The sequence below is a fragment of the Prescottella defluvii genome, from assembly GCF_000738775.1.
Lineage (GTDB): Bacteria > Actinomycetota > Actinomycetes > Mycobacteriales > Mycobacteriaceae > Prescottella > Prescottella defluvii.
The window spans coordinates 39361-58850 of sequence record NZ_JPOC01000009.1 but is presented as its reverse complement, the minus strand read 5'-3'; the positions used below and the strand labels follow the sequence as shown (position 1 = coordinate 58850).

17 protein-coding genes are annotated in these 19490 nt (G+C 70.2%); 7 read left to right on the top strand and 10 right to left on the bottom strand.

Annotated features, from left to right (window positions below; genetic code table 11):
- The 9 genes from mraY to IJ15_RS0104095 all read right to left on the bottom strand — a co-directional run bounded on the left by mraY (position 1) and on the right by IJ15_RS0104095 (position 10355).
- Positions 1-1095, bottom strand: coding sequence for a phospho-N-acetylmuramoyl-pentapeptide-transferase (gene mraY / locus IJ15_RS0104135; RefSeq protein ID WP_031937083.1), 1095 nt, complete (start codon positions 1093-1095; stop codon positions 1-3).
- Positions 1092-2636, bottom strand: coding sequence for a UDP-N-acetylmuramoyl-tripeptide--D-alanyl-D-alanine ligase (locus IJ15_RS0104130; protein WP_031937082.1), 1545 nt, complete (start codon positions 2634-2636; stop codon positions 1092-1094). The genes mraY and IJ15_RS0104130 overlap by 4 nt, the downstream gene beginning before the upstream one ends.
- A complete protein-coding gene (locus IJ15_RS0104125) occupies positions 2633-4267 on the bottom strand; it encodes a UDP-N-acetylmuramoyl-L-alanyl-D-glutamate--2,6-diaminopimelate ligase (protein ID WP_081880567.1) in 1635 nt (544 codons plus the stop codon). Before IJ15_RS0104125 ends, IJ15_RS0104130 begins: the two co-directional genes overlap by 4 nt.
- 210 nt (positions 4268-4477) lie before the next feature.
- On the bottom strand, positions 4478-6370 hold the full coding sequence (locus IJ15_RS0104120) for a peptidoglycan D,D-transpeptidase FtsI family protein (RefSeq protein WP_231569421.1): 1893 nt from the start codon (positions 6368-6370) through the stop codon (positions 4478-4480).
- A gap of 5 nt (positions 6371-6375) precedes the next feature.
- Complete coding sequence (locus IJ15_RS0104115; RefSeq protein ID WP_031937079.1) at positions 6376-7038, bottom strand: hypothetical protein; 663 nt, start codon at positions 7036-7038, stop codon at positions 6376-6378.
- 5 nt (positions 7039-7043) lie between these two features.
- Entirely contained in the window at positions 7044-8060 is a 1017-nt protein-coding gene (gene rsmH, locus IJ15_RS0104110) for a 16S rRNA (cytosine(1402)-N(4))-methyltransferase RsmH (RefSeq protein ID WP_031937078.1), read from the bottom strand.
- A 277-nt stretch (positions 8061-8337) separates the two neighbouring features.
- Positions 8338-8769, bottom strand: coding sequence for a division/cell wall cluster transcriptional repressor MraZ (gene mraZ / locus IJ15_RS0104105; RefSeq protein WP_031937077.1), 432 nt, complete (start codon positions 8767-8769; stop codon positions 8338-8340).
- A gap of 488 nt (positions 8770-9257) precedes the next feature.
- A complete protein-coding gene (locus tag IJ15_RS0104100; RefSeq protein WP_031937076.1) occupies positions 9258-9698 on the bottom strand; it encodes a DUF3040 domain-containing protein in 441 nt (146 codons plus the stop codon).
- Positions 9699-9902: 204 nt separating this feature from the next.
- Entirely contained in the window at positions 9903-10355 is a 453-nt protein-coding gene (locus IJ15_RS0104095) for an SAV_6107 family HEPN domain-containing protein (RefSeq protein WP_407984005.1), read from the bottom strand.
- Between the two features lie 234 nt (positions 10356-10589).
- Between IJ15_RS0104095 and IJ15_RS0104090 the strand changes: the two genes are divergently transcribed.
- From IJ15_RS0104090 to IJ15_RS0104070, 5 genes are read left to right on the top strand one after another with little or no spacing between them, the layout of a single operon-like run.
- Positions 10590-11210 carry a GNAT family N-acetyltransferase gene (locus IJ15_RS0104090; RefSeq protein ID WP_031937074.1) on the top strand — a complete coding sequence of 207 codons (621 nt, stop codon included), beginning with the start codon at positions 10590-10592 and terminating at the stop codon, positions 11208-11210.
- On the top strand, positions 11210-12835 hold the full coding sequence (locus tag IJ15_RS0104085; protein ID WP_031937073.1) for a phytoene desaturase family protein: 1626 nt from the start codon (positions 11210-11212) through the stop codon (positions 12833-12835). The genes IJ15_RS0104090 and IJ15_RS0104085 overlap by 1 nt, the downstream gene beginning before the upstream one ends.
- Positions 12832-13668 carry a carotenoid biosynthesis protein gene (locus tag IJ15_RS0104080; protein ID WP_031937072.1) on the top strand — a complete coding sequence of 279 codons (837 nt, stop codon included), beginning with the start codon at positions 12832-12834 and terminating at the stop codon, positions 13666-13668. The genes IJ15_RS0104085 and IJ15_RS0104080 overlap by 4 nt, the downstream gene beginning before the upstream one ends.
- Positions 13669-13691: 23 nt before the next feature.
- Positions 13692-14423, top strand: coding sequence for an LppM family (lipo)protein (locus IJ15_RS0104075; RefSeq protein WP_031937071.1), 732 nt, complete (start codon positions 13692-13694; stop codon positions 14421-14423).
- 10 nt (positions 14424-14433) lie between these two features.
- Positions 14434-15585, top strand: coding sequence for a glycosyltransferase (locus IJ15_RS0104070; RefSeq protein WP_031937070.1), 1152 nt, complete (start codon positions 14434-14436; stop codon positions 15583-15585).
- A gap of 35 nt (positions 15586-15620) precedes the next feature.
- On the opposite strand, the gene metF is transcribed toward IJ15_RS0104070, so the two are convergent.
- Entirely contained in the window at positions 15621-16601 is a 981-nt protein-coding gene (metF, locus tag IJ15_RS0104065; protein ID WP_081880566.1) for a methylenetetrahydrofolate reductase [NAD(P)H], read from the bottom strand.
- A gap of 141 nt (positions 16602-16742) precedes the next feature.
- Here metF and IJ15_RS0104060 point away from each other — a divergent pair, with 141 nt between their 5' ends.
- Both IJ15_RS0104060 and crtI read left to right on the top strand, forming a co-directional pair.
- On the top strand, positions 16743-17864 hold the full coding sequence (locus IJ15_RS0104060; protein WP_031937068.1) for a polyprenyl synthetase family protein: 1122 nt from the start codon (positions 16743-16745) through the stop codon (positions 17862-17864).
- A gap of 5 nt (positions 17865-17869) precedes the next feature.
- Positions 17870-19423 carry a phytoene desaturase family protein gene (crtI, locus tag IJ15_RS0104055; RefSeq protein ID WP_231569416.1) on the top strand — a complete coding sequence of 518 codons (1554 nt, stop codon included), beginning with the start codon at positions 17870-17872 and terminating at the stop codon, positions 19421-19423.
- Positions 19424-19490: the final 67 nt, after the last annotated feature.

Genomic DNA, 19490 nt, shown 5'->3' with positions numbered 1-19490 from the left:
TCAACCCCCGATCGCCGCGAGGTACTCGCTGTAGAACAAGGCCAGACCGATCGCGGACGCGATCGCGGCGAGCAACCAGAATCTGATGATCACCTGGGTTTCCGCCCAGCCACCCAACTCGAAGTGGTGGTGGAACGGCGCCATCCGGAACACCCGCCGTCGACTCGACCGGAACACCGCCACCTGAACGACCACCGACGTGGCCTCCGCGACGAACAGCGCGCCGATGACGACCATCAGCAGCTCGGTGCGGGTGGTGATCGACAGACCGGCGAGCATGCCGCCGAGCGCGAGCGAACCGGTGTCGCCCATGAAGATCTTGGCGGGGTTGGCATTCCACCAGAGAAAGCCGATACACGCCGCGGCGCCGGCCGCGCACAGCAGCGCCAGGTCCAGCGGATCGCGGACGTCGTAGCAGCCCTTCGACGGGCCGAGGCTGCCCGGGCCGCCGCTGCACGCGTTGCGGTACTGCCAGAACGTGATGATGACGTAGGCGCCGAGCACGAGGCTCATCGAGCCGGCCGCCAGCCCGTCCAGGCCGTCGGTGAGGTTCACCGCGTTCGACCACGCGCTCACCAGCAGGTAGACGAAGAAGATGAAGACGACCGAGTTCATGCCCACAGTCGCGATGTCGCGCACGTAGGAAATCTGCAGGCTCGCCGGTGTCAGGCCGTTCTCGTCGCGGAACTGCAGGGCGAGGACGCCGAACGCGACCGCCGCCACCAACTGTCCGACGAGCTTGGCGGTCTTGTTCAGACCGAGATTGCGTTGCTTGCGCAGCTTGATGAAATCGTCGAGGAATCCGACACCGCCGAGCGCCGTCGTCAACCCCAGCACCAGCAGACCCGACGCCGTCGGACCCTCCGCGTCGTAGCCGATACCGATGAGATGCGAGCCCCAGTAACCGGCCCAGATTCCCGCGAGGATCGCGACGCCACCCATCGTGGGAGTGCCGCGCTTGGCCTGATGGCTCGCCGGGCCCTCGACCCGGATCTCCTGCCCGAAACCCTGCCGAGAGAAGACCTTGATCAGGATCGGAGTCAGCAGGATCGAGACCGCGAGCGCGATACCCGCGGCGAACAGAATCTGCCTCACTGCGGCGCCCCCGAATCGGAGATCCGTGCGTCACCGGAGACCTCGCCGGCGGCGGTGACCGGGGCCGCGAGCACCGCGTCCGCCACCTCCCACAGGCCGATGGACTGCGAAGCCTTCACCAGCACGAGATCACCGGCCTGCAGTTCCCGCTCCAACAGCGCGATCGCGCTCGCACCGTCGGGCACGTGCACCGCCTCGTCACCCCAAGAACCTTCCATCACCGCTCCCTGGTACATCGCGCGGACGGGACGGCCCGGTCCGACGAGGATCAGCTTGGTCACGTCCAGGCGCACCGCGAACCGTCCGATCGCGTCGTGCTCGACCACTGATTCTGGTCCGAGTTCCGCCATTTCGCCGAGGACTGCCCAACTCCGGCGCGCCGGACCACGCCCGGACCGGGCCATCGACACCAGAGCCTTGATGGCCGCCCGCATCGAATCCGGATTCGCGTTGTACGAGTCGTTGACGACAGTGACGCCGTCGGCCCGGTCGCGGACCTCCATCCGGCGCGCCGAGACCGGTGTCGCGGAACCGAGCGCCGCGGCGACCTGGTCCAGCGTCGCACCGCACTCGAGGGCGACGGCGGCCGCCGCGAGCGCGTTGCCGACCTGGTGCTCGCCGTGCACCGCGAGCGTCACCGGGATGCTGCCGGCCGCAGCGGTCAGGGTGAAGCTGGCGCGGGCCTGATCATCGAGCCGCACGTCGGTCGCCCGGACACCGGCGGTACCGGCCTGACCCACCAGGACCACACGAGCCCGCGTCCGCTGCGCCATCGCGGCGACCAGCGGATCGTCGGCGTTGAGCACCGCGACACCACCCTCGGCAGCCGACGGCAACGACGCCGGCAGCTCACCCTTGGTATCGGCGATCGCCTCACGGGAGCCGAACTCGCCGAGATGCGCCGTGCCCACATTGAGGACCACCCCGATGCGCGGCGGGGCAGACTTCGCGAGGGCCGCGATGTGCCCACGCCCACGGGCGGACATCTCCAGAACGAGGAAGCGGGTGTCGGCGTCGGCCCGCAAGGCCGTCCACGGGTGCCCGAGCTCGTTGTTGAAGGAACCGGGCGGCGCCACGACCGAACCGAGCGGCGCCAGCACCGCCGCCAGCAGATCCTTCGTCGACGTCTTGCCCGACGACCCCGTCACCCCCACGACCGTCAGATCCGAGTCGGCGGTGAGCCGGTCGACGCTCGCGCGCGCCAGCTTCGCCAGCGCCTCGAGCACCGCGGCGCCCGATCCGTCGGTGTCGTGCTCGAGCGCCAGCGCACCGGTGTCCGACCCGCCCAGCGGCTCGACCACGATCGCCGGGACACCGACCGGACGGGCCGCCAGCACGGCCGCCGCACCGGCCGCCACCGCGGCAGCCGCATGGTCGTGACCGTCGGTCGTCGCACCCGGCAAAGCCAGGAACAACCCGCCGGGGGTGACCTTGCGGGAATCGAACTCCACCGTTCCCGAAACGGTCGCCGACGGATCGTCGACATCGTGGAGCGTCCCGCCGACCGCCTGGGCGATCTGAGCGAGCGTCATCGGGATCATGCGTTTCCTCCGTGTGCAGGGTCCTCGGAGACGATCCGATCGATCGCCTCTCCCAGAACCTCGCGGTCGTCGAATGGGTACTTCACCCCATGGATTTCCTGGCCGGTCTCGTGGCCCTTGCCGGCCACGAGGACCACGTCGCCGGAGCGGGCCCAACGGACCGCGGCGGCGATGGCCTCACCGCGGTCTCCGATCTCGAGCACCTCACCGCGCTCGGCCACCGGAACCGACAACGCACCCTCCGTCAGCGCCGCCCGGATGGTGGCCGGGTCTTCGGTGCGCGGATTGTCGTCGGTGATCACCAACAGGTCCGCGCCGCGGGCCCCGGCCTCACCCATCAGGGCTCGTTTCCCGGTGTCACGGTCGCCGCCGGCGCCGACGACGACCGCGATCCGACCGTCCGTCTGCCCCCGCAGCGTCGCGATCACAGCCTCGACCGCGGCCGGCTTGTGCGCGTAGTCGACAACGGCCAGGAAGTCCTGCCCGCGCTCGACCCGCTGCACACGGCCCGGCACGTCCACACCGCCGATTCCCTCGATCGCCGCGTCCACGTCCGCGCCCGCCGCGGCGCAGACCGCCACGGCCAGCACCGCATTCGCGACGTTGTACTGACCGGGCAGCCGCAACGACACGGCGCGCGCCGCCCCGTCCGGCCCGGTGAGCATGAATTCCTGGCTGCCCGACGGCACCGCGCGCGCCTGCCCCGCCGTCCAGTCACCCGGCCCGCGGGTCGCGACGGTGGTGACGGCGTCGGGCCGGCCGGGGTGCGCGCGACGGGCGATGTCCGCCATCCGGCCGCCCCACTGGTCGTCGGTGCAGATCACCGCGCGCTCCGCACGAACCGTCGAATCCTGTGCGAACAGCCGACTCTTCGCGGTGAAGTAGTCGTCGAAGTCGCGATGGAAGTCGAGATGGTCCTGCGACAGGTTGGTGAACGCACCGATCGAGAACCGGACGCCGTCGACCCGGCCCAGCGCCAGCGCATGACTCGACACCTCCATCACGACGGTGTCGATCCCCCGCTCGAGCATCGCCGCGAACAACGCGTGCAACTGCGGCGCCTCCGGCGTGGTGAGCGCGCTCGGCACCCGATCCCCCGCCACGCGGGTCTCGATCGTGCCGACCAACCCGATGCTGCGACCGGCGGCCGCGAGACCCGCCTCCACCAGATACGCCGTCGTCGTCTTGCCGGAGGTTCCCGTGATGCCGACAACCTGCATCCGCTCCGAGGGCCGACCGTAGATCGACGCCGAGATCTCGCCGAGCACCCGCCTCGGTTCGGGGTGCACCAGCACCGGCACCGCACGGCCAACTCCGGATTCACGCAGCCGTTCGGTGACCAGCGCCAGACCCTCGTCGTCGGTGAACACCGCCGCCGCGCCGGCGTCGACCGCCGCGCCCACGAACTCGCCGCCGTGATTGCGGGCCCCCGGGAGCGCCGCGAACAGATCGCCCGCCAGCACCGACTGCGCCCGCAACTCGACGCCGGTGACCGTGACCGACCCGCTGCGGTCCGCCCCATCGGAAACGACCCATTCGAGCCGGGCGCCGACCCTGTCGGCGAGTTCCGTCAGGTCGGTGCGGGGCGGGTTCGTCGGGCGAAGACCGCTCCCCGACGCCGCACCCGGCATGGATGGCTGCGGACTCGGATGCACAGGCAGTGGGTCCTCTCGGGATCGAGTATCGGTTCGGTGTTTCGTTCGGTCGTATCCATCCTCGTGGACGGAGACCGACGTGTCAGATTACCGGCGGCGTCACCCCGGGCACGACCCACCACGTCCGGTACACACCGGTTGCGTGGGAATCGTCACCCCGACAGGCGGGACGCGGCCCGGACGAAGTCAATCGGCCTGCAACACCAACCGCCGACCGGGGTCCGGAGACATCGGAACACTGTCCCGCTGCAGAAGCCACGACGCGATGTTGTGGAACAGCGGTGCCGCCGACTGTCCGCCGCCACCGTCGATACCGCGGACCGGGGCATCGAGCATGATCCCGATGACGTAACGCGGATCGTCCGACGGCGCGATGCCCGCGAAGGTGATCCAGTAATCGGAGTTCGAGTAGCACCCACAGGACGGATCGACCTGCTGCGCGGTGCCGGTCTTGCCACTGATCTGGTAGCCCTCGACACCCGCCTGCGGCCCGGTGCCCTGCTGGTAGCCCATCGGATCCTTCTGGGTCACCGAGCGGAACATGTCCCGCGTGGTGCGGGCGGTCTCCTCGCTCACGACCCGCACGGGTTCCGGGCGTTCGGTCTCGGTCCGGGAACCGTCCGGCGCGACGGTCGACTTGACGATCCGGGGCGCGATCCGCTCGCCGTCGTTGGCGATGGCCTGGTACATGCCGGTCATCTGCAGCAGCGTCATCGACAGACCCTGTCCGATCGGCAGGTTCGCGAACGTACCGCCCGACCAGTCCTCGAGGGCCGGGACGCTACCGGCGCTCTCGCCGGGCAACCCGACGTCGGTGCGCTGGCCCAGACCGAACCTGTGCAGCATCTCCGCGAAACGCTCCTCGCCGACCCGTTCGGCGAGCATCAGTGTGCCCACGTTCGACGACTTACCGAAGACACCGGTCGAGGTGTACGGCGCGACGCCGTGCGCCCACGCATCCTTGACCGACACACCGGCCATCTGGATCGACCCCGGGACCTGGAGCACCTCGTCCGGAGTGGTCAGCCCGTACTCGAGCGCCGCGGCCGCCGTCACGATCTTGTTGACCGATCCCGGTTCGAACGGCGAACTCACGGGCAGGTTGCCCATCTGCGCGGTCCGCGGGTTGTTCCCGACCCCGATCGCCGGGTTGAACGTGCCGTCGTTGGACATCGCGAGCACCTCACCGGTCCGCGTGTCCTGCACGACGACCGACGCGTTCTTCGCGCCCGACAGGTCCTTGGCCTGCTGCGTCTGCTGCTGCACGAAGTACTGCAGGTCGGAGTCGATGGTCAACTCGACGCTGGATCCGTCCACGGCGGGCTGCAGATCCCGACGACTACCGGGGATGACCGCGCCGTCCGACCCCCGGTCGTGAGTCTCGGAACCATCGGTGCCGGCGAGCGTCGAATCCATCGATTCCTCGAGCCCGAGCAGGCCGTGTCCGTCCCACCCGGTCGCACCGACGATGTTCGCCGCGAGCGAGCCGCCGGGATACTCGCGAATGTCCTGCCGTTCGAGTCCCACTTCCTTGAACTCGTCGACGATGTCCGCGGCCACCGCGGGATCGACACTGCGAGCCAGGTAGACGAAGGTCTCGTCGCTGCGCAGCTTCTCGAGGAGGGCACTCTCGGAAACCGTGTCGCCCAACCGCGCATGGATTCCCTTCGCGATCTCCTGCACCCGGGTGTCCGGATCGGGCGCCTCGCCGGTCTCGTCCTTGGCGCGCTCCTCCTCCATCCGCTTGCGCTCACGCACCGGCTGGAACGTCAGCGCCTTCGCATCGAGGGTGTAGGCCAGCTTGTTCCCGTTCCGGTCCAGGATCGCGCCCCGGACGGCGGGGAGGGTGACAGTCGTGGTGCGCTGATTCGCGGCCTCCGCCGACAACCTGGGTGCATCGATCCCCTGGACCCACAGCAACTGCACGGCAGCGACGCCGAGCGCGACCAGCATCGTCGCGCGACCGTACTTGAGTCGGAACCCGAACGAATCCGAGCGCCTCGCGGCGGGCTTGCGGCCCCGCGATCGCCGCGGCGGCGCGGGCCGACGCGGCCGTGAGGCAGGATCGCGTCCACCCACCGGAGTCACTGCCGCGCACCAGCCGGGGGCTGAGTGATGACCGTCACGGGAGTCAATTGTTCACCGCGGGCCTGGATCCGACCGTCATTGACCGGAGGCGGCGTGGCGGCCGGAGGGACCGTCACCGGAGCCTGGGGCGTCGCCCGAGACGGAGCCGGCTCGGCCACCGGCGGCGGCGTCCGGTCCAGCGGAGCGACAGGCTTGCCCTCGGCGGGCTTCGGGGTACCGACGACCTCGACACTGCCGTCGGTGGCCACCACCAGCCGTGCGGGATCCTTGACCGGAATCAGTCCCAGTTCGGCAGCCTTCTCCGCGAGAACCGGTGCCGAGTTACCCGCCGCGACATCGCGCTGCAGCGCAGCCGTCCGCTCGCGCAGGCTCTGGTTGTGAGCGCGCGCATCCGCGAGCTGGTACGAATCCTCCGCTGCCCGCGTCGTCAGCAGCAGCGTCGTCGCGAGACCGAGGCAGAGCAGACCGATAATGGTGGCCACGAAGGGAATCCGAGCCACGATCGCCCGCGGCGACGACGGAGTCGACGACGACGGAACAGGACGGGCTCCGCCCACGTGCGTCGCCCGCTGCTGCCGGCGCTCGTATGCCTTCTGTGCCGCACCGGACCGCCGGACACGCGCGGACCCCACACCGGTGGACGTCATCCGAACTGTCATGTCAGTCACGCTCCAGCCCTCCTGGCGATTCGTTCGGCAGCTCGCAGACGCACGGGCGCCGCTCTCGGGTTCTCTTCGATCTCCTGTTCGGACGCACGTTCGGCACCCCGCGTGAGGATCCGGAGCTCCGGCCCCATACCCGGCAGTTCCACCGGCAGGCCCTCGGGCGTCTTCGACTTCGACAGTGGTGTCAGTTCCTGCTTGACCACTCGGTCTTCGAGGGACTGGTACGACATGAACACGACCCGCCCGCCGACCGCCAATGCGTCGAGGGCAGCGGGAATCGCAGCCCGCAGCGAGTCGAGTTCACCGTTGACTTCGACCCGAAGAGCCTGGAACGTGCGCTTCGCGGGATGCCCTCCGGTGCGGCGCGTGGCCGCCGGGATGGCGTCGTAGATGAGCTCGACGAGTGCGGCGCTGGTGGTGAACGGCTGCTTCGCCCGACGGCGCACCACCTCCGAGGCGATCCGCCCCGCGAAGCGCTCCTCGCCGTAGGTACTCAGGATGCGCGCAAGGTCACCGTGGCTGTAGGTGTTGAGCACCTCGGCCGCAGTGATTCCGGTCGTCGGATTCATCCGCATGTCCAACGGTGCGTCGATCGAGTACGCGAAGCCCCGCTCGGCCTCGTCCAACTGCATCGACGACACACCCAGATCGAACAGGATGCCGTGCACGGTGCCGACCGAGTCCAGGCCGGCCTCTTCGAGCGCGTGGACGATGCCGTCGTACCGCGTGTGCACGAAGGTGGTGCGGTCGGAGTAGGCCGACAGTCGCTCGGAGGCGATGCGCAGCGCCTCAGGGTCACGGTCCAGACCGATGAGATGCAGACCGGGATAGGTCCGCAGGAAGTGCTCCGAGTGGCCACCCAGACCGAGCGTCGCGTCGATCATGACCGCGCCCTCGCCTGTGGGGTTGCCGGCGGTGAGCGCCGGGCCGAGAAGGTCGTCCGCGCGGTGCAGCAGCACCGGGACATGACCGAACTCGCCGGGGACCGACCGGGTGTCGTCCTCGCCGTCGACCATGATTCCTCCGGCTCCTGCTGGATGCTGTGGGGCTTGCACGTGCTTGGTTGTTCCGAAGAGGTGGTTCGGCGGGTTGTCGTCGACCGATCTGCGCTGCAACGAAACTCGCGAACGTCACTCTCCGGGAAGTGCGAATGCCTCGAGGTCCCTGTCCGATCGAGGAACCTGGCGCTGGGGAAGTGCGTCAGGGTCCCGGTAGTGAACCTGGCGCTGGGGAAGTGCGTCAGGGTCACACTCGGGCAGAGGCCTCGCGGCACTCGCCTGTGGCGTCGGTGGGCTAGAAGATCCCCTCGAGCGCCTCGTCTCTGGCTTGTGAGTAGCTTTCCTCGTGCTCCGCGACGTAGGACTCCCATGTCCGGGCGTCCCAAATCTCGAGGAAGTCGACCGATCCGATCACCACGCACTCCTTCGACAACCCCGCATAACGGCGATGGTCGGAGGACAACGTGATCCGTCCCTGGGCATCGGGATGCTGTTCGTCGGCTCCCGACGCAAGCGCACGCACGAAAGCGCGAGCCTGCGGATTACTTCGGGATGCCGCCGCCGCACGACGCGCAAGCGCGGTGAACTCCTCACGGGGGTACACCGCAAGGCTGTGGTCCTGCCCTTTCGTGACCATCAACCCTCCCGCCAACGCGTCCCGGAACTTCGCAGGCAACGTGAGTCGCCCTTTGTCGTCGAGCTTCGGCGTATAGGTACCGAGAAACATCTCGACACCTCCCACCGGGGCCCTGTGGCGAACGTGTGGGCTCTACCGGCCGGTACAGCCCTGCATTCTGGCGGGTCACGCACCGTGATCCGCTGTGCACCACATTACCCCACTTTCCCCCACTTCGAATCCTATCGGGGGGCGGATTTGACAAGTGGGCGCGAATAACCGCAGATCACCGGGCATGGCTGGAAGTGGGGCATTTCCGTCCACGTGACTGCAAACACGAGGCACTCCCCCAGCAGGACCACGCGCCCGCTCCACCCGGGCCACGAAAGCGCCAGTTCAACGCGTCGTCGCTGCGCGCCGACAACACCCCCGATCGCACCCCACCCGCCGCCGTCGCCGCGGTGGGGACCTGTGGGGACAACCGGTGGGGAAACGTGGGGAACAGGACGGCGGCGCGCCGACACGAAAACGGCGATGGCGCGACCATTGTGGTCGCGCCATCGCCGTTCGGAGAGCGTGAGCGTTGCGAACGCCGAGAACTACTCCTGTTCGAATCTCCTGCGGAAACGATCTTCCATCCGGGACGAGAATCCGCCGCCGGACTTCTTGCCTCCATGGGGCTTGCGTGGATGAGACCCACGCGCGCCCGACCCTTGACCGGACGGGGCGTCCCCGTCGGGTACCGCTGCCAGATGACCCTTCCCTCCACCGAAGAGGAAGAGCACGCCGGCACCGAACATTACGACGAATCCGATCACACTGACGATCGGGAATCCGCCCAACCACAACACATCCAGAGCGACGCCCGCGACGAGAAGGACGAGACCCAACGCGAAGAGGGCCACCGCCTGCAACCGACGCTTTCCGGCGGGGGCGCGCATTCGCCCGCCCCTCACCGTGGACGCGAACTTGGGATCCTCGGCGTAGAGAGCGCTCTCGATCTGATCGAGCATGCGCTGCTCGTGCTCGGAGAGTGGCACGGTACCTCCCCCGGCACTAAGAGTTGGCACCTCGCCGCGGTGCGGAGAGGTGGGTAACTGACTGACGGTTACCTGAATTCAATAATACGAGGAGAGTCCTCCCCTGACCACCTACTCCGCCGACGAGTTCCCACCGAATCGGCGACAATCCGGTACGCCCCACCAGAAGGGGCCGTGAACGTGTCCGGAATCACCGCTTCAGCGCTACGCCGACAGGCCCGGGACAGCCCCCGCGCCTCCGCGGGCGAGGTGCTCCTCGACCGCGGTGAGAAACCGTCCCACCTCGAAGTAGAACGCGTCCGCATCCCCATCCGTCACGGTCCGGGTGACACCGGCCTCGATCGAGGCGCGCAGGGCGGAATGCTCGGCGAAGTAGTCGGCCCACTCCACGAAATCCGGTGCCGCCCGAGCCAGGAGGACCCACGCGTTCCGCGACTGGGATCGCCGCGGCCGACCGGAACTTGCGCCCGCCGCAGCGGCGAGGACGGCAGCGGCGCCACGCAACGCGCCGAGGTATGCGCAGCGGAATCGCTCGGCCGGCTCGGCCGCGCCGGCCGCCTCCGACAGCAGGCCGTCCGCGCGCCGGAGCAGCGCGACCGCCGACATCGGCGACGACGACGGCCCCGACGATCCGCCCCCGGGCGCAGCGATCGGCACCCGCCCCGACCTCCGGGGCTTCGACACCTTCGGTACTGCCCCTCGCTCAATTTCCGGTACGACCTTCGACATGACTCCGAGCACCTCCCAACGCTCCGAAGTTCGGGACCGCCGATCCGGCGATGTTCGCTTCCCTCGAACATCACCGGATCGGCCATATCGAACATGCGTTCGACCTATTCAATATAACTGGCCCCACCGACATGTCGTCAAGAAAGAAGGGTGAGCCCGCGCATGGATGCGAGCACCGGCGAGTGCCCCGACCCGAATCCGGAGTCCGCTCCGGCCGTCGTGGACCTGTCGGTATCCGACATGCGGGCCCGGCTCCCCGAGGCACTGTCGATCTATGTGGCGGCGATGGGATATCCCCGCGGCACCGAGTACCACCGCGCCCCGATGTGGACCGAACACATGCAGCGAGCGGGCTGGCGCGCGGTCGGCGCGGTACGGGTCGATCCCGAATTCCCCGACCGCCCGGCGCCGCTGGTCGCGATCGCGTACGGCTACCGCGGCGCCCCCGACCAGTGGTGGCAGCAGCAGGTGCGGCACGGGATGCAGGCGACCGGCTGGAGCCGGGACCAGATCGCGTACGTCCTCGGCAGCTACTTCGAACTGACCGAATTGCACGTCCACCCGGACGCACAGGGACATCGCCTGGGCGAGCAACTGCTCCGACGCCTGCTGGCCGACCGCCCGGAGCGCGGCGTGATGCTGTCCACCCCCGAGGTGGACGGCGAGGACAACCGGGCATGGCGCCTGTACCGGCGCACCGGATTCCGGGACGTCGTCCGACACTTCACCTTCGCGGGCGATCGCCGACCGTTCGCTGTTCTGGGACGGGGGTTGCCGCTGTGATGCCAGATTCCACACGAGCCGCCGACGCTCGACTCGATGCAGTCGTGGTCGGTTCGGGCCACAACGCGTTGGTCTCGGCCTGCTACCTCGCCCGTGCGGGATGGTCGGTGGAGGTTCTCGAGCGCGACACCGTCGTCGGTGGCGCGGTCTCGACGGTCGAACGGTTCCCGGGTCACAAGGTGGACCGGGGGTCGTCGGCGCACATCATGATCCGGCACACCGGGATCATCGAAGAACTCGATCTCGCCGCGCACGGGCTGCGCTACATCGACTGCGATCCCTGGGCGTTCGCGCCCGCGCCGGCGGGATCGGACCGGCCGGGAATCGTCTTCCACCGCAGCCTCGATCGGACGTGCCGGTCGATCGAGGAGTCGTGCGGTGCGGCCGACGCGGACGCCTACCGCCGGTTCGTCGGGACATGGGGGCCACGGACGGAACGTGTGATGCGCGCGTTCTCGGCGCCCCCCACCGGCGGACACCTGGCGCGGTCGTTCTGGGGCCTCGACACGTCCGGCGGTGCCGCCGGGCTCTCCCGGGAGTTCCTGACGACGGGCGACGCCCTGCTCGACGAGTACTTCGACAGCGAACCCCTCAAGGCGGCCCTCGCGTGGTTCGGTGCGCAGTCGGGTCCGCCGATGTCGGAGCCGGGAACCGCGCCGATGGTGGGGTTCGCGGCGTTGATGCACACGCTGCCCCCCGGTCGGGCGGTCGGCGGCAGCGGCGCGCTGACGGCCGCGCTCTCGGCCCGGCTCACCGCGGACGGTGGAGCGGTCACCCTCGGCGACGGTGTCACCGAGTTGCGCAAGGATTCCGACGGCTGGACCGTCGTGACGGAGTCCGGGCGCCAGGTGCGCGCCCGCCGCGTCGTCGCCGGTTGCCACGTGCTGACGACCCTCGACCTGCTCGAGCGCGGCGGCTACGACCGCCCCACCCTGGAGGGCTGGCGGCGTCGGATCCGCGTCGGGCCCGGCATCGGCATGGTCTTGCGTCTCGGGACCGACGCGCTGCCGTCGTATCCGAGCGCGCCCCGGGACGGGACGGATGCGACGGCGACGTCGGGCCTGCAACTGCTCGTCTCCGACCGCGCCCAACTGCGGACCGCGCACGGCGCCGCCCTCGCCGGCGAGTTGCCGCCCGAACCGGCGGTGCTCGCGATGAGCTTCAGCGGTATCGACCCGACGATCGCCCCCGCCGGTGAACACCAGGTGACACTGTGGTCGCAGTGGCATCCGTACGCGCTGTCCGGCGGCCGCAACTGGGCTGATCTCGGGGCGCGCGAAGCCGATCGCATCGTCGCGAGCGTCGACGCCCTCGCCCCGGGCTTCGCGGACAGTGTGCTTCACCGGCACATCCAGACGCCCGCCGACATCGAACGCGAGATGGGCCTGATCGGTGGCAACGTGATGCACGTGGAGATGTCGCTGGACCAGATGTTCATGTGGCGGCCCATCCCGGAACTGTCCGCGCATCGGGTGCCGGGCGCCGACGACCTGTACCTCACCGGCGCGTCGACCCATCCGGGTGGTGGCGTGTCCGGGTCGAGTGGGCGCAGCGCGGCGCGGGTCGCACTGTCCGACGCGCGCGGCGGTCCGATGCGGCGAGTCCTGCGCAAGCCCTTCCGATGACCGCGCCGACGCCGCCGAGAACGGTCCTGCTGCGCGCCTCGGCGGCACTCGCGGTGGCCGCGGTCGCCGCGCAGATCGTCTATCCGCTGGTACACGGCGAATCCCGGGACACGGTGACGGTCGCGGTGGTCGCGCTGCTGGCCGCCGCCTCCATCACGCACGCCGGGGCCGTGCGGGGTGGCCGGTGGGCTGCCGGGATGGTCGCGGTGACGGCCGGGATCGGCCTGGCGTCCGAGGTGGTCGGCACCGCGACGGGCATCCCGTACGGCTGCTACGAGTACGCAGTCGGGCGGCTCGGCTGGGCCGTCGCCGACGTGCCGCTGGTGGTGCCGTTCGCGTGGACTGCGGGCTTCTACCCGGTGTGGTGCGTCGCGTCGCGGCTGACCCGGTCCCGGCCGTTCCGCGTCGTCCTCACGACGATCGGCGTCGTCGGCTGGGACCTGTACCTCGATCCGCAGATGGTCGCCGACGGCCAATGGCGCTGGTGCGTCACCGATGCCGGACTTCCCGGCGTCGAACACATTCCGCTCACCAACTACGCGGGCTGGGTCGTCGTCGCCCTCACGATGGCGGTGCTCGTCACCCTCATGGACAGACTCATGGACCGTCGTGGTCCGCGATCGCCGTCGCCCCGCGACGACGCGGTCCCCACCGCGCTCTTCCTGTGGACGTGGCTCGGATCGGCGCTGGCCCACGCGGTGTTCCTCGACGCGCCCGAATTGCGGTATTCGGCTGTCTACGGTGCCGTCGCGATGGGGGTACTGGGTGTGCCGCTGCTCGCCCGCCTGGTACGCACACGCCGGGCCGAACTGCACAACACCCCTACCGCCTGACACGACTACCCGTGCCTGGCACGATGTCCCCTGTGCATTCGCCCACACCCTTACCGTCACGTACCCGGTTCCGTCGTCTGTTCTCGACCGTGGCGCTGGCGCTGATCACCGTGCCGCTGCTGGCGGGATGCCTGCGCGTGCAGGTCTCGATGGGCGTGTCCGCCGACGACAAGGTGTCGGGGCAGATCGTGGCGGCCACCGTCCCCCGGGACGAGAACGACAAGGGCCCCCAGCTGACCCCGCCCCCGTCGCTCACCAACCGGGTCCGGGTGCAGGAGTACCAGAAGGACGGATACGTCGGGACCGAGGCGTTCTTCAGCGGGCTCTCGTTCGGCGACGTCCAGGATCTCGGCGGGATGTCGGGGCAGACCGGCGGGGCACTGCAGTTGTCCCTGCAGCGGGCCGGTGACCTGGTGAGCCTCAGCGGCCGGATCGATCTCGAGAACGTTCCCGCCCAGGGCACCGACGTACAGTTCACGATCGCGTTCCCGGCCCGCGTCGGCACCACCAACGGCACGCGTGAGGGCGATTCGACCATCACCTGGAAACTCCCGGCCGGCGAGGTCAGCACGCTGCGCGCCGAGGTCCGCTACGCCGACCCCAAGACCCGCAGTTTCGCCGGATGGGCCGGCATGGCGGCGGGTGTCACGATCGCCGTCGCGGCGATCGTGGGCGGGATGGCGTGGGCCACCCGCAACCGCAACACCCCGTCCGGGCCGCGCCGTGAGGACCAGCTCGAGACGACGAGCCGGTGAACCCTCGCTAGTGGGAACACCCGCCGTCGCGACCCGTGTGGGCGCCGGACTCGCGCTCGCCGCGGCCGCGGTCAGCGCCGCGAATGTGGCCGGGCTGCCCCGCATGCACGCCGAACCGGTGGACGAATCGGTGACGGTCGTGGTGCCGGCCCGCAACGAGGCGGACCGGATCGCCGGACTCGTCACGGATCTGCGCGGCCAGATCCTCCTCGGCACCCTGCGGGTGATCGTCCTCGACGACGACTCCACCGATGCGACGGCCCGGATCGCCGAACACGCGTTCGACGGGGACAGCCGATTCGCGCTGATCCGCTCCACGACGCCACCGGCCGCCGGGTGGCTGGGCAAGACCGCCGCCTGCCGGACGGCCGCCGAACACGCGGCCCGACTGGTCGATCCCACCCGACCGGGTGTGCTGGTCTTTCTCGACGCCGACGTGCGACTGGCCCCGGACGCCGTCGCGGCCGCCGTGACCGCGTTGCGCCGCACCGGCACCGATCTCGTCTGCCCGTGGCCCCGGCAGGACGCCGTGACCGCGACCGAACGCCTCATCCAGCCGCTGCTGTGCTGGTCGTGGTTCTCGATGCTGCCGGTCCGGCTCGCCAACGGCAGCCGCCGGCCGTCGACGGCGGTGGCGTGCGGGCAGTTCCTCGTGTTCGACGCCGCCGCCTACTTCCGGATGGGCGGGCACGCCGTCGTCGCCGACAGCCTCACCGAGGATCTCGACATCGCCCGGGCGGTGCGACGCCACGGCGGACGGACCGCGGTGGTCGCCGCGCAGGACAGGGCCAGTTGCCGGATGTACACCGATTCCGGCGCGCTGCGCGCCGGACACACCCGCTGGCTGTGGACGGCATACGGTTCCGCCGCCGGATCGACGGCCGTCGCCGCCGCGGCCGCACTGACCTATCTGGTGCCGCCGGCGGCAATGCTGTTCGGTCGAGGCAGCACTCGCCGGTGGGGGGCTGCGGGCTATCTCGCAGCGGCCGCCTCACGGCTGGCCGCGCGAGCAGTCGAGACGGGTCGTCGACCCGACCGGGGCGACCTGCTGGACGCGGCCGCCCACCCGGTGTCGATCGTCGGACTGATCGGCCTCACCGCGGCCTCCCACCGCGGCCTCCGCCGCGGCGGGCTGCGGTGGAAGGACCGGCCGATCGGCTGATGCCGGGGGACGTCAGAGGACGTCAGAGGACGTCGTCACACCGTGGTCGACGCCGACATTCCCAGGTTCGCCAGCACCTCGCCGGTGGCCCGCGCGAAGTTGAGGGTGATGAAGTGCAGGCACGGCGCTCCCTCGGCGATCAGCCGCTCGCTCATCTCGGTCGCGACCTCGATGCCGATCTCGCGCACCGCCGCACGGTTCTCCTCCGGACCGTCGCCCGCTGCTCGGGTGAGCCGCTCCTCCAGTGCCGGAGGCAGACTCGAGCCGGACAGTTCCAGACTGCGCCGGGCCGAGCGCAACGACGTGATCGGCATGATCTCGGGGATGATCGGCTTCTCACCCTGCTCGCGGTCGAAGGCCACTACGCGGTCGCGCAGTCGCAGATAGTCGTCGACGTCGAAGAACATCTGGGTGATCGAGTACTCGGCGCCGGCCCGCAGCTTGGACACGAGGTACTTCGTGTCGTGCTCGAGGTCGGGCGCCCGGTAGTGGCCCTCCGGGAACGAGGCCACACCCACGTGGAAGTCGCCCATGTCCCGAACGAGACGGACCAGGTCCTCGGCGTACTCGACGCCGTCGGGATGCTTGACCCATTCGCCCAGCGGATCGCCGGGCGGGTCCCCTCGGAGCACGAGGATGTTGCTGATGCCGCGATCGGCGTATGCACCGCACATCGCCCGCAGTTCGTCGATGCTGTGCCCCACGGCGGTCAGGTGCGCCACCGGGAGCAGCGTGGTGTCCTCCGCGAGCTGGCCGGTGACCCGGACCGTGCGGTCCCGCGTCGAGCCGCCCGCGCCGTAGGTCATGGACACGAACGCCGGACCGAGCCGCTCGAACTCGCGGACCGCGCGCCACAGACGCGCCTCGGCGGCCTCGTCACGAGGCGGCGAGAACTCGACGGAGAAGGGTATCCGGCCACGCTGGGAAGATTCCGACGAGCTGATCCGGTCCACGATCGATGGGGTCTGGGTCTCCCAACCCGCGCTGTTGCGCCCCCGAACGGCATCGAATGTCACCGATCCAGCATAGGTTGGCCACCCGGTTTCCCCCGCATCGCGCTGCGTCCGCACCGGCGGCCCCCACTTCCGTGCGACCACTATGGTGGTGTCGAGCCGTACCCGCGTCGGTCATCGCCGCGCGCCGGTTCCGTACTCAACTTGGAGGCTGCCCTGTCCGCTGGAGCCGGCGAGTCCGCTCGCCCTTCCCGGTCCATCCCACCGCTCACCGACCTCGTCGAAGGTGCCCTCCGCGAGTTCTTCGCGTCGCGGTCCGACACGATCCGGGCGGTCGGCGGCGGCTACGAGACCGCCGTCGCGACCCTCGAGAGCTTCGTCCTGCGTGGCGGCAAGCGGGTGCGTCCGGCCTTCGCGTGGATGGGCTGGCTCGGTGCCGGTGGGGACCCCGACGGCCCGCAGGCGGACGCGGCGCTGCGGAGCGCGTCCGCGCTCGAACTGGTGCAGGCGTGCGCCCTGGTGCACGACGACATCATCGACGCGTCGACCACGCGCCGGGGATTCCCCACCGTGCACATCGAGTTCGCCGACAAGCACAGCGCGCAGCAGTGGAGCGGCGGCAGCGCGGAGTACGGCCGGGCCGTCGCGATCCTGCTCGGCGACCTCGCCCTGGCTTGGGCCGACGACATGGTCCGTGAGTCGGGGCTCGCGCCGGAGGCCCTCGCGCGGGTCTCCCCCGTGTGGTCGGCGATGCGGACCGAGGTCCTCGGCGGCCAGTTCCTGGACATCAGCGGCGAGGTGAGCGCCGACGAGTCCATCGAGGCCGCGCTGCGCGTCAATCGGTTCAAGACGGCCGCGTACACGATCGAACGCCCGCTCCACCTGGGTGCGGCGCTGGCCGGGGCCGACGACGCCCTGATCGAGGCCTACCGCCGGTTCGGCACCGACATCGGCATCGCGTTCCAGCTCCGCGACGATCTGCTCGGGGTCTTCGGTGACCCCGAGGTCACCGGCAAGCCGTCCGGCGACGACCTGCGCGCGGGCAAGCGCACCGTGTTGTTCGCGGAGGCGTTGCAGCGCGCCGATCGGTCCGACCCGTCGATCGCGGCGCTGCTGCGGGAGTCGATCGGCACCGACCTGTCGGACGCGCAGGTCGCGCGTCTGCGCACCGTGATCACCGATCTCGGCGCCGTCGACGACGCTGAACGCCGCATCTCCGAACTGACGGCCAGCGCATTCGCGGCGCTCGACGGCAGCACCGCGACCGACGAGGGCAAGCGGCAGCTGCGGGAGATGGCGATCGCCGTCACCCGCCGGGACGCCTGACCGTCGTGGCTGTACGCACCGTTCCGGGCCGCACCGACCGGGTCGTGGTCGTCGGCGCCGGGCTCGCGGGACTGTCGGCGGCGTTGCATCTGCGGGGGCGCGGCCGGGACGTGACGCTCCTCGAACGCGCCGACCACCCCGGTGGGCGCGTCGGGGTGTACCGCGGTCCCGGGTACGTGATCGACAACGGCGCGACGGTGTTGACGATGCCCGAACTGGTGCGCGATGCGCTGGCCGCGGTCGGCGCGGACTTCGACACGACGACGCCGCCACTGCGGTTGCGCCGGTTGACGCCCGCCTACCACGCGCGGTTCGCGGACGGCTCGGCGATCGACGTGCACTCCGATCCGGAGCGGATGGTCGCCGAGGTCACCCGGGCGTGCGGGCCGGAGGAGGCCCGGCGCTACCTGGACCTGCGGCGGTGGCTGGCACGGGTGTTCGACGCGGAGTTCGACACGTTCATCGACGCGAACTTCGACTCGCCGCTGGATCTGTTCTCGACCCGGAAGTCGGCGACCGACCTGGCGCGGCTGGTCGCGGCGGGCGGCTTCGGCCGGCTCGGCGGTCAGGTCGCCCGGCGGGTCACCGACCCGCGGCTGCGGCGGATCTTCACGTTCCAGGCCCTGTACGCGGGGGTGGCGCCCGCGAAGGCGCTCGCGGTGTACGGCGCCATCGCGCACATGGACACCTCGCTCGGGGTGTCGTTCCCCGAGGGTGGGATGCGCACGATCTCCGAATCGATGGCCGACGCGTTCACCTCGGCCGGCGGCACCCTGCATCTGGGCGCCGATGTGACCGGTGTCGAGCGGACCGGCGACCGGGTGCGGGCCGTGCGCACCGCCGACGGCCGGTCGTTCCCGTGCGATGCCCTGGTCCTGACCCCGGACCTGCCGATCGTCGACGACCTGCTCGCGACCCGCCGCGTCCGGCGTCAGCGGATCTCGCCGTCGGCGGTCGTGCTGCACGGCACCGTCCCCCGCGCCGTCGCCGCCGGGTGGGGCGCCGCGCACCACCACACGATCGACTTCGGCGCGCAGTGGGAGCGCACGTTCGCCGAGATCGCGGCCCGGCCCGGCCGCGGCCGCCTGATGAGCGACCCGTCGCTGCTGATCACCCGACCGGCGGTGACCGATCCAGGGTTGGTCGTCACCCGCGACGGCGTCGAACACGAACCGCTGTCGGTGCTGGCGCCGTGTCCCAACCTCGACAGCGCCCCACTCGACTGGTCAGCGCTGGCCGGGCCGTACACCCGCGAACTGTTGCAGGTGCTCGAGGCGCGCGGATACGACGGCGTCTCGACGGCCTATGTCATTGATCACACGGACACGCCGGTGACGTGGGCCGCACAGGGCATGGCCGCGGGCAGCCCGTTCGCGCCGGCCCACGTCTTCCGTCAGACCGGGCCCTTTCGGCGGCGTAACCTGCTGCGACGCCCGGCCAACGTCGTTCTGGCGGGATCCGGCACGACGCCCGGCGTCGGCGTCCCGACGGTTCTGATCTCCGGAAAACTCGCCGCCGACCGAATCTGTGGGCCGTCGAATCCTGAGCTTGCCGGATAATCGCCGGCGACACACTAAACTGACTACCCGTCCCATGCTGTCCGACCGTCACGACGCGGCCGGATGC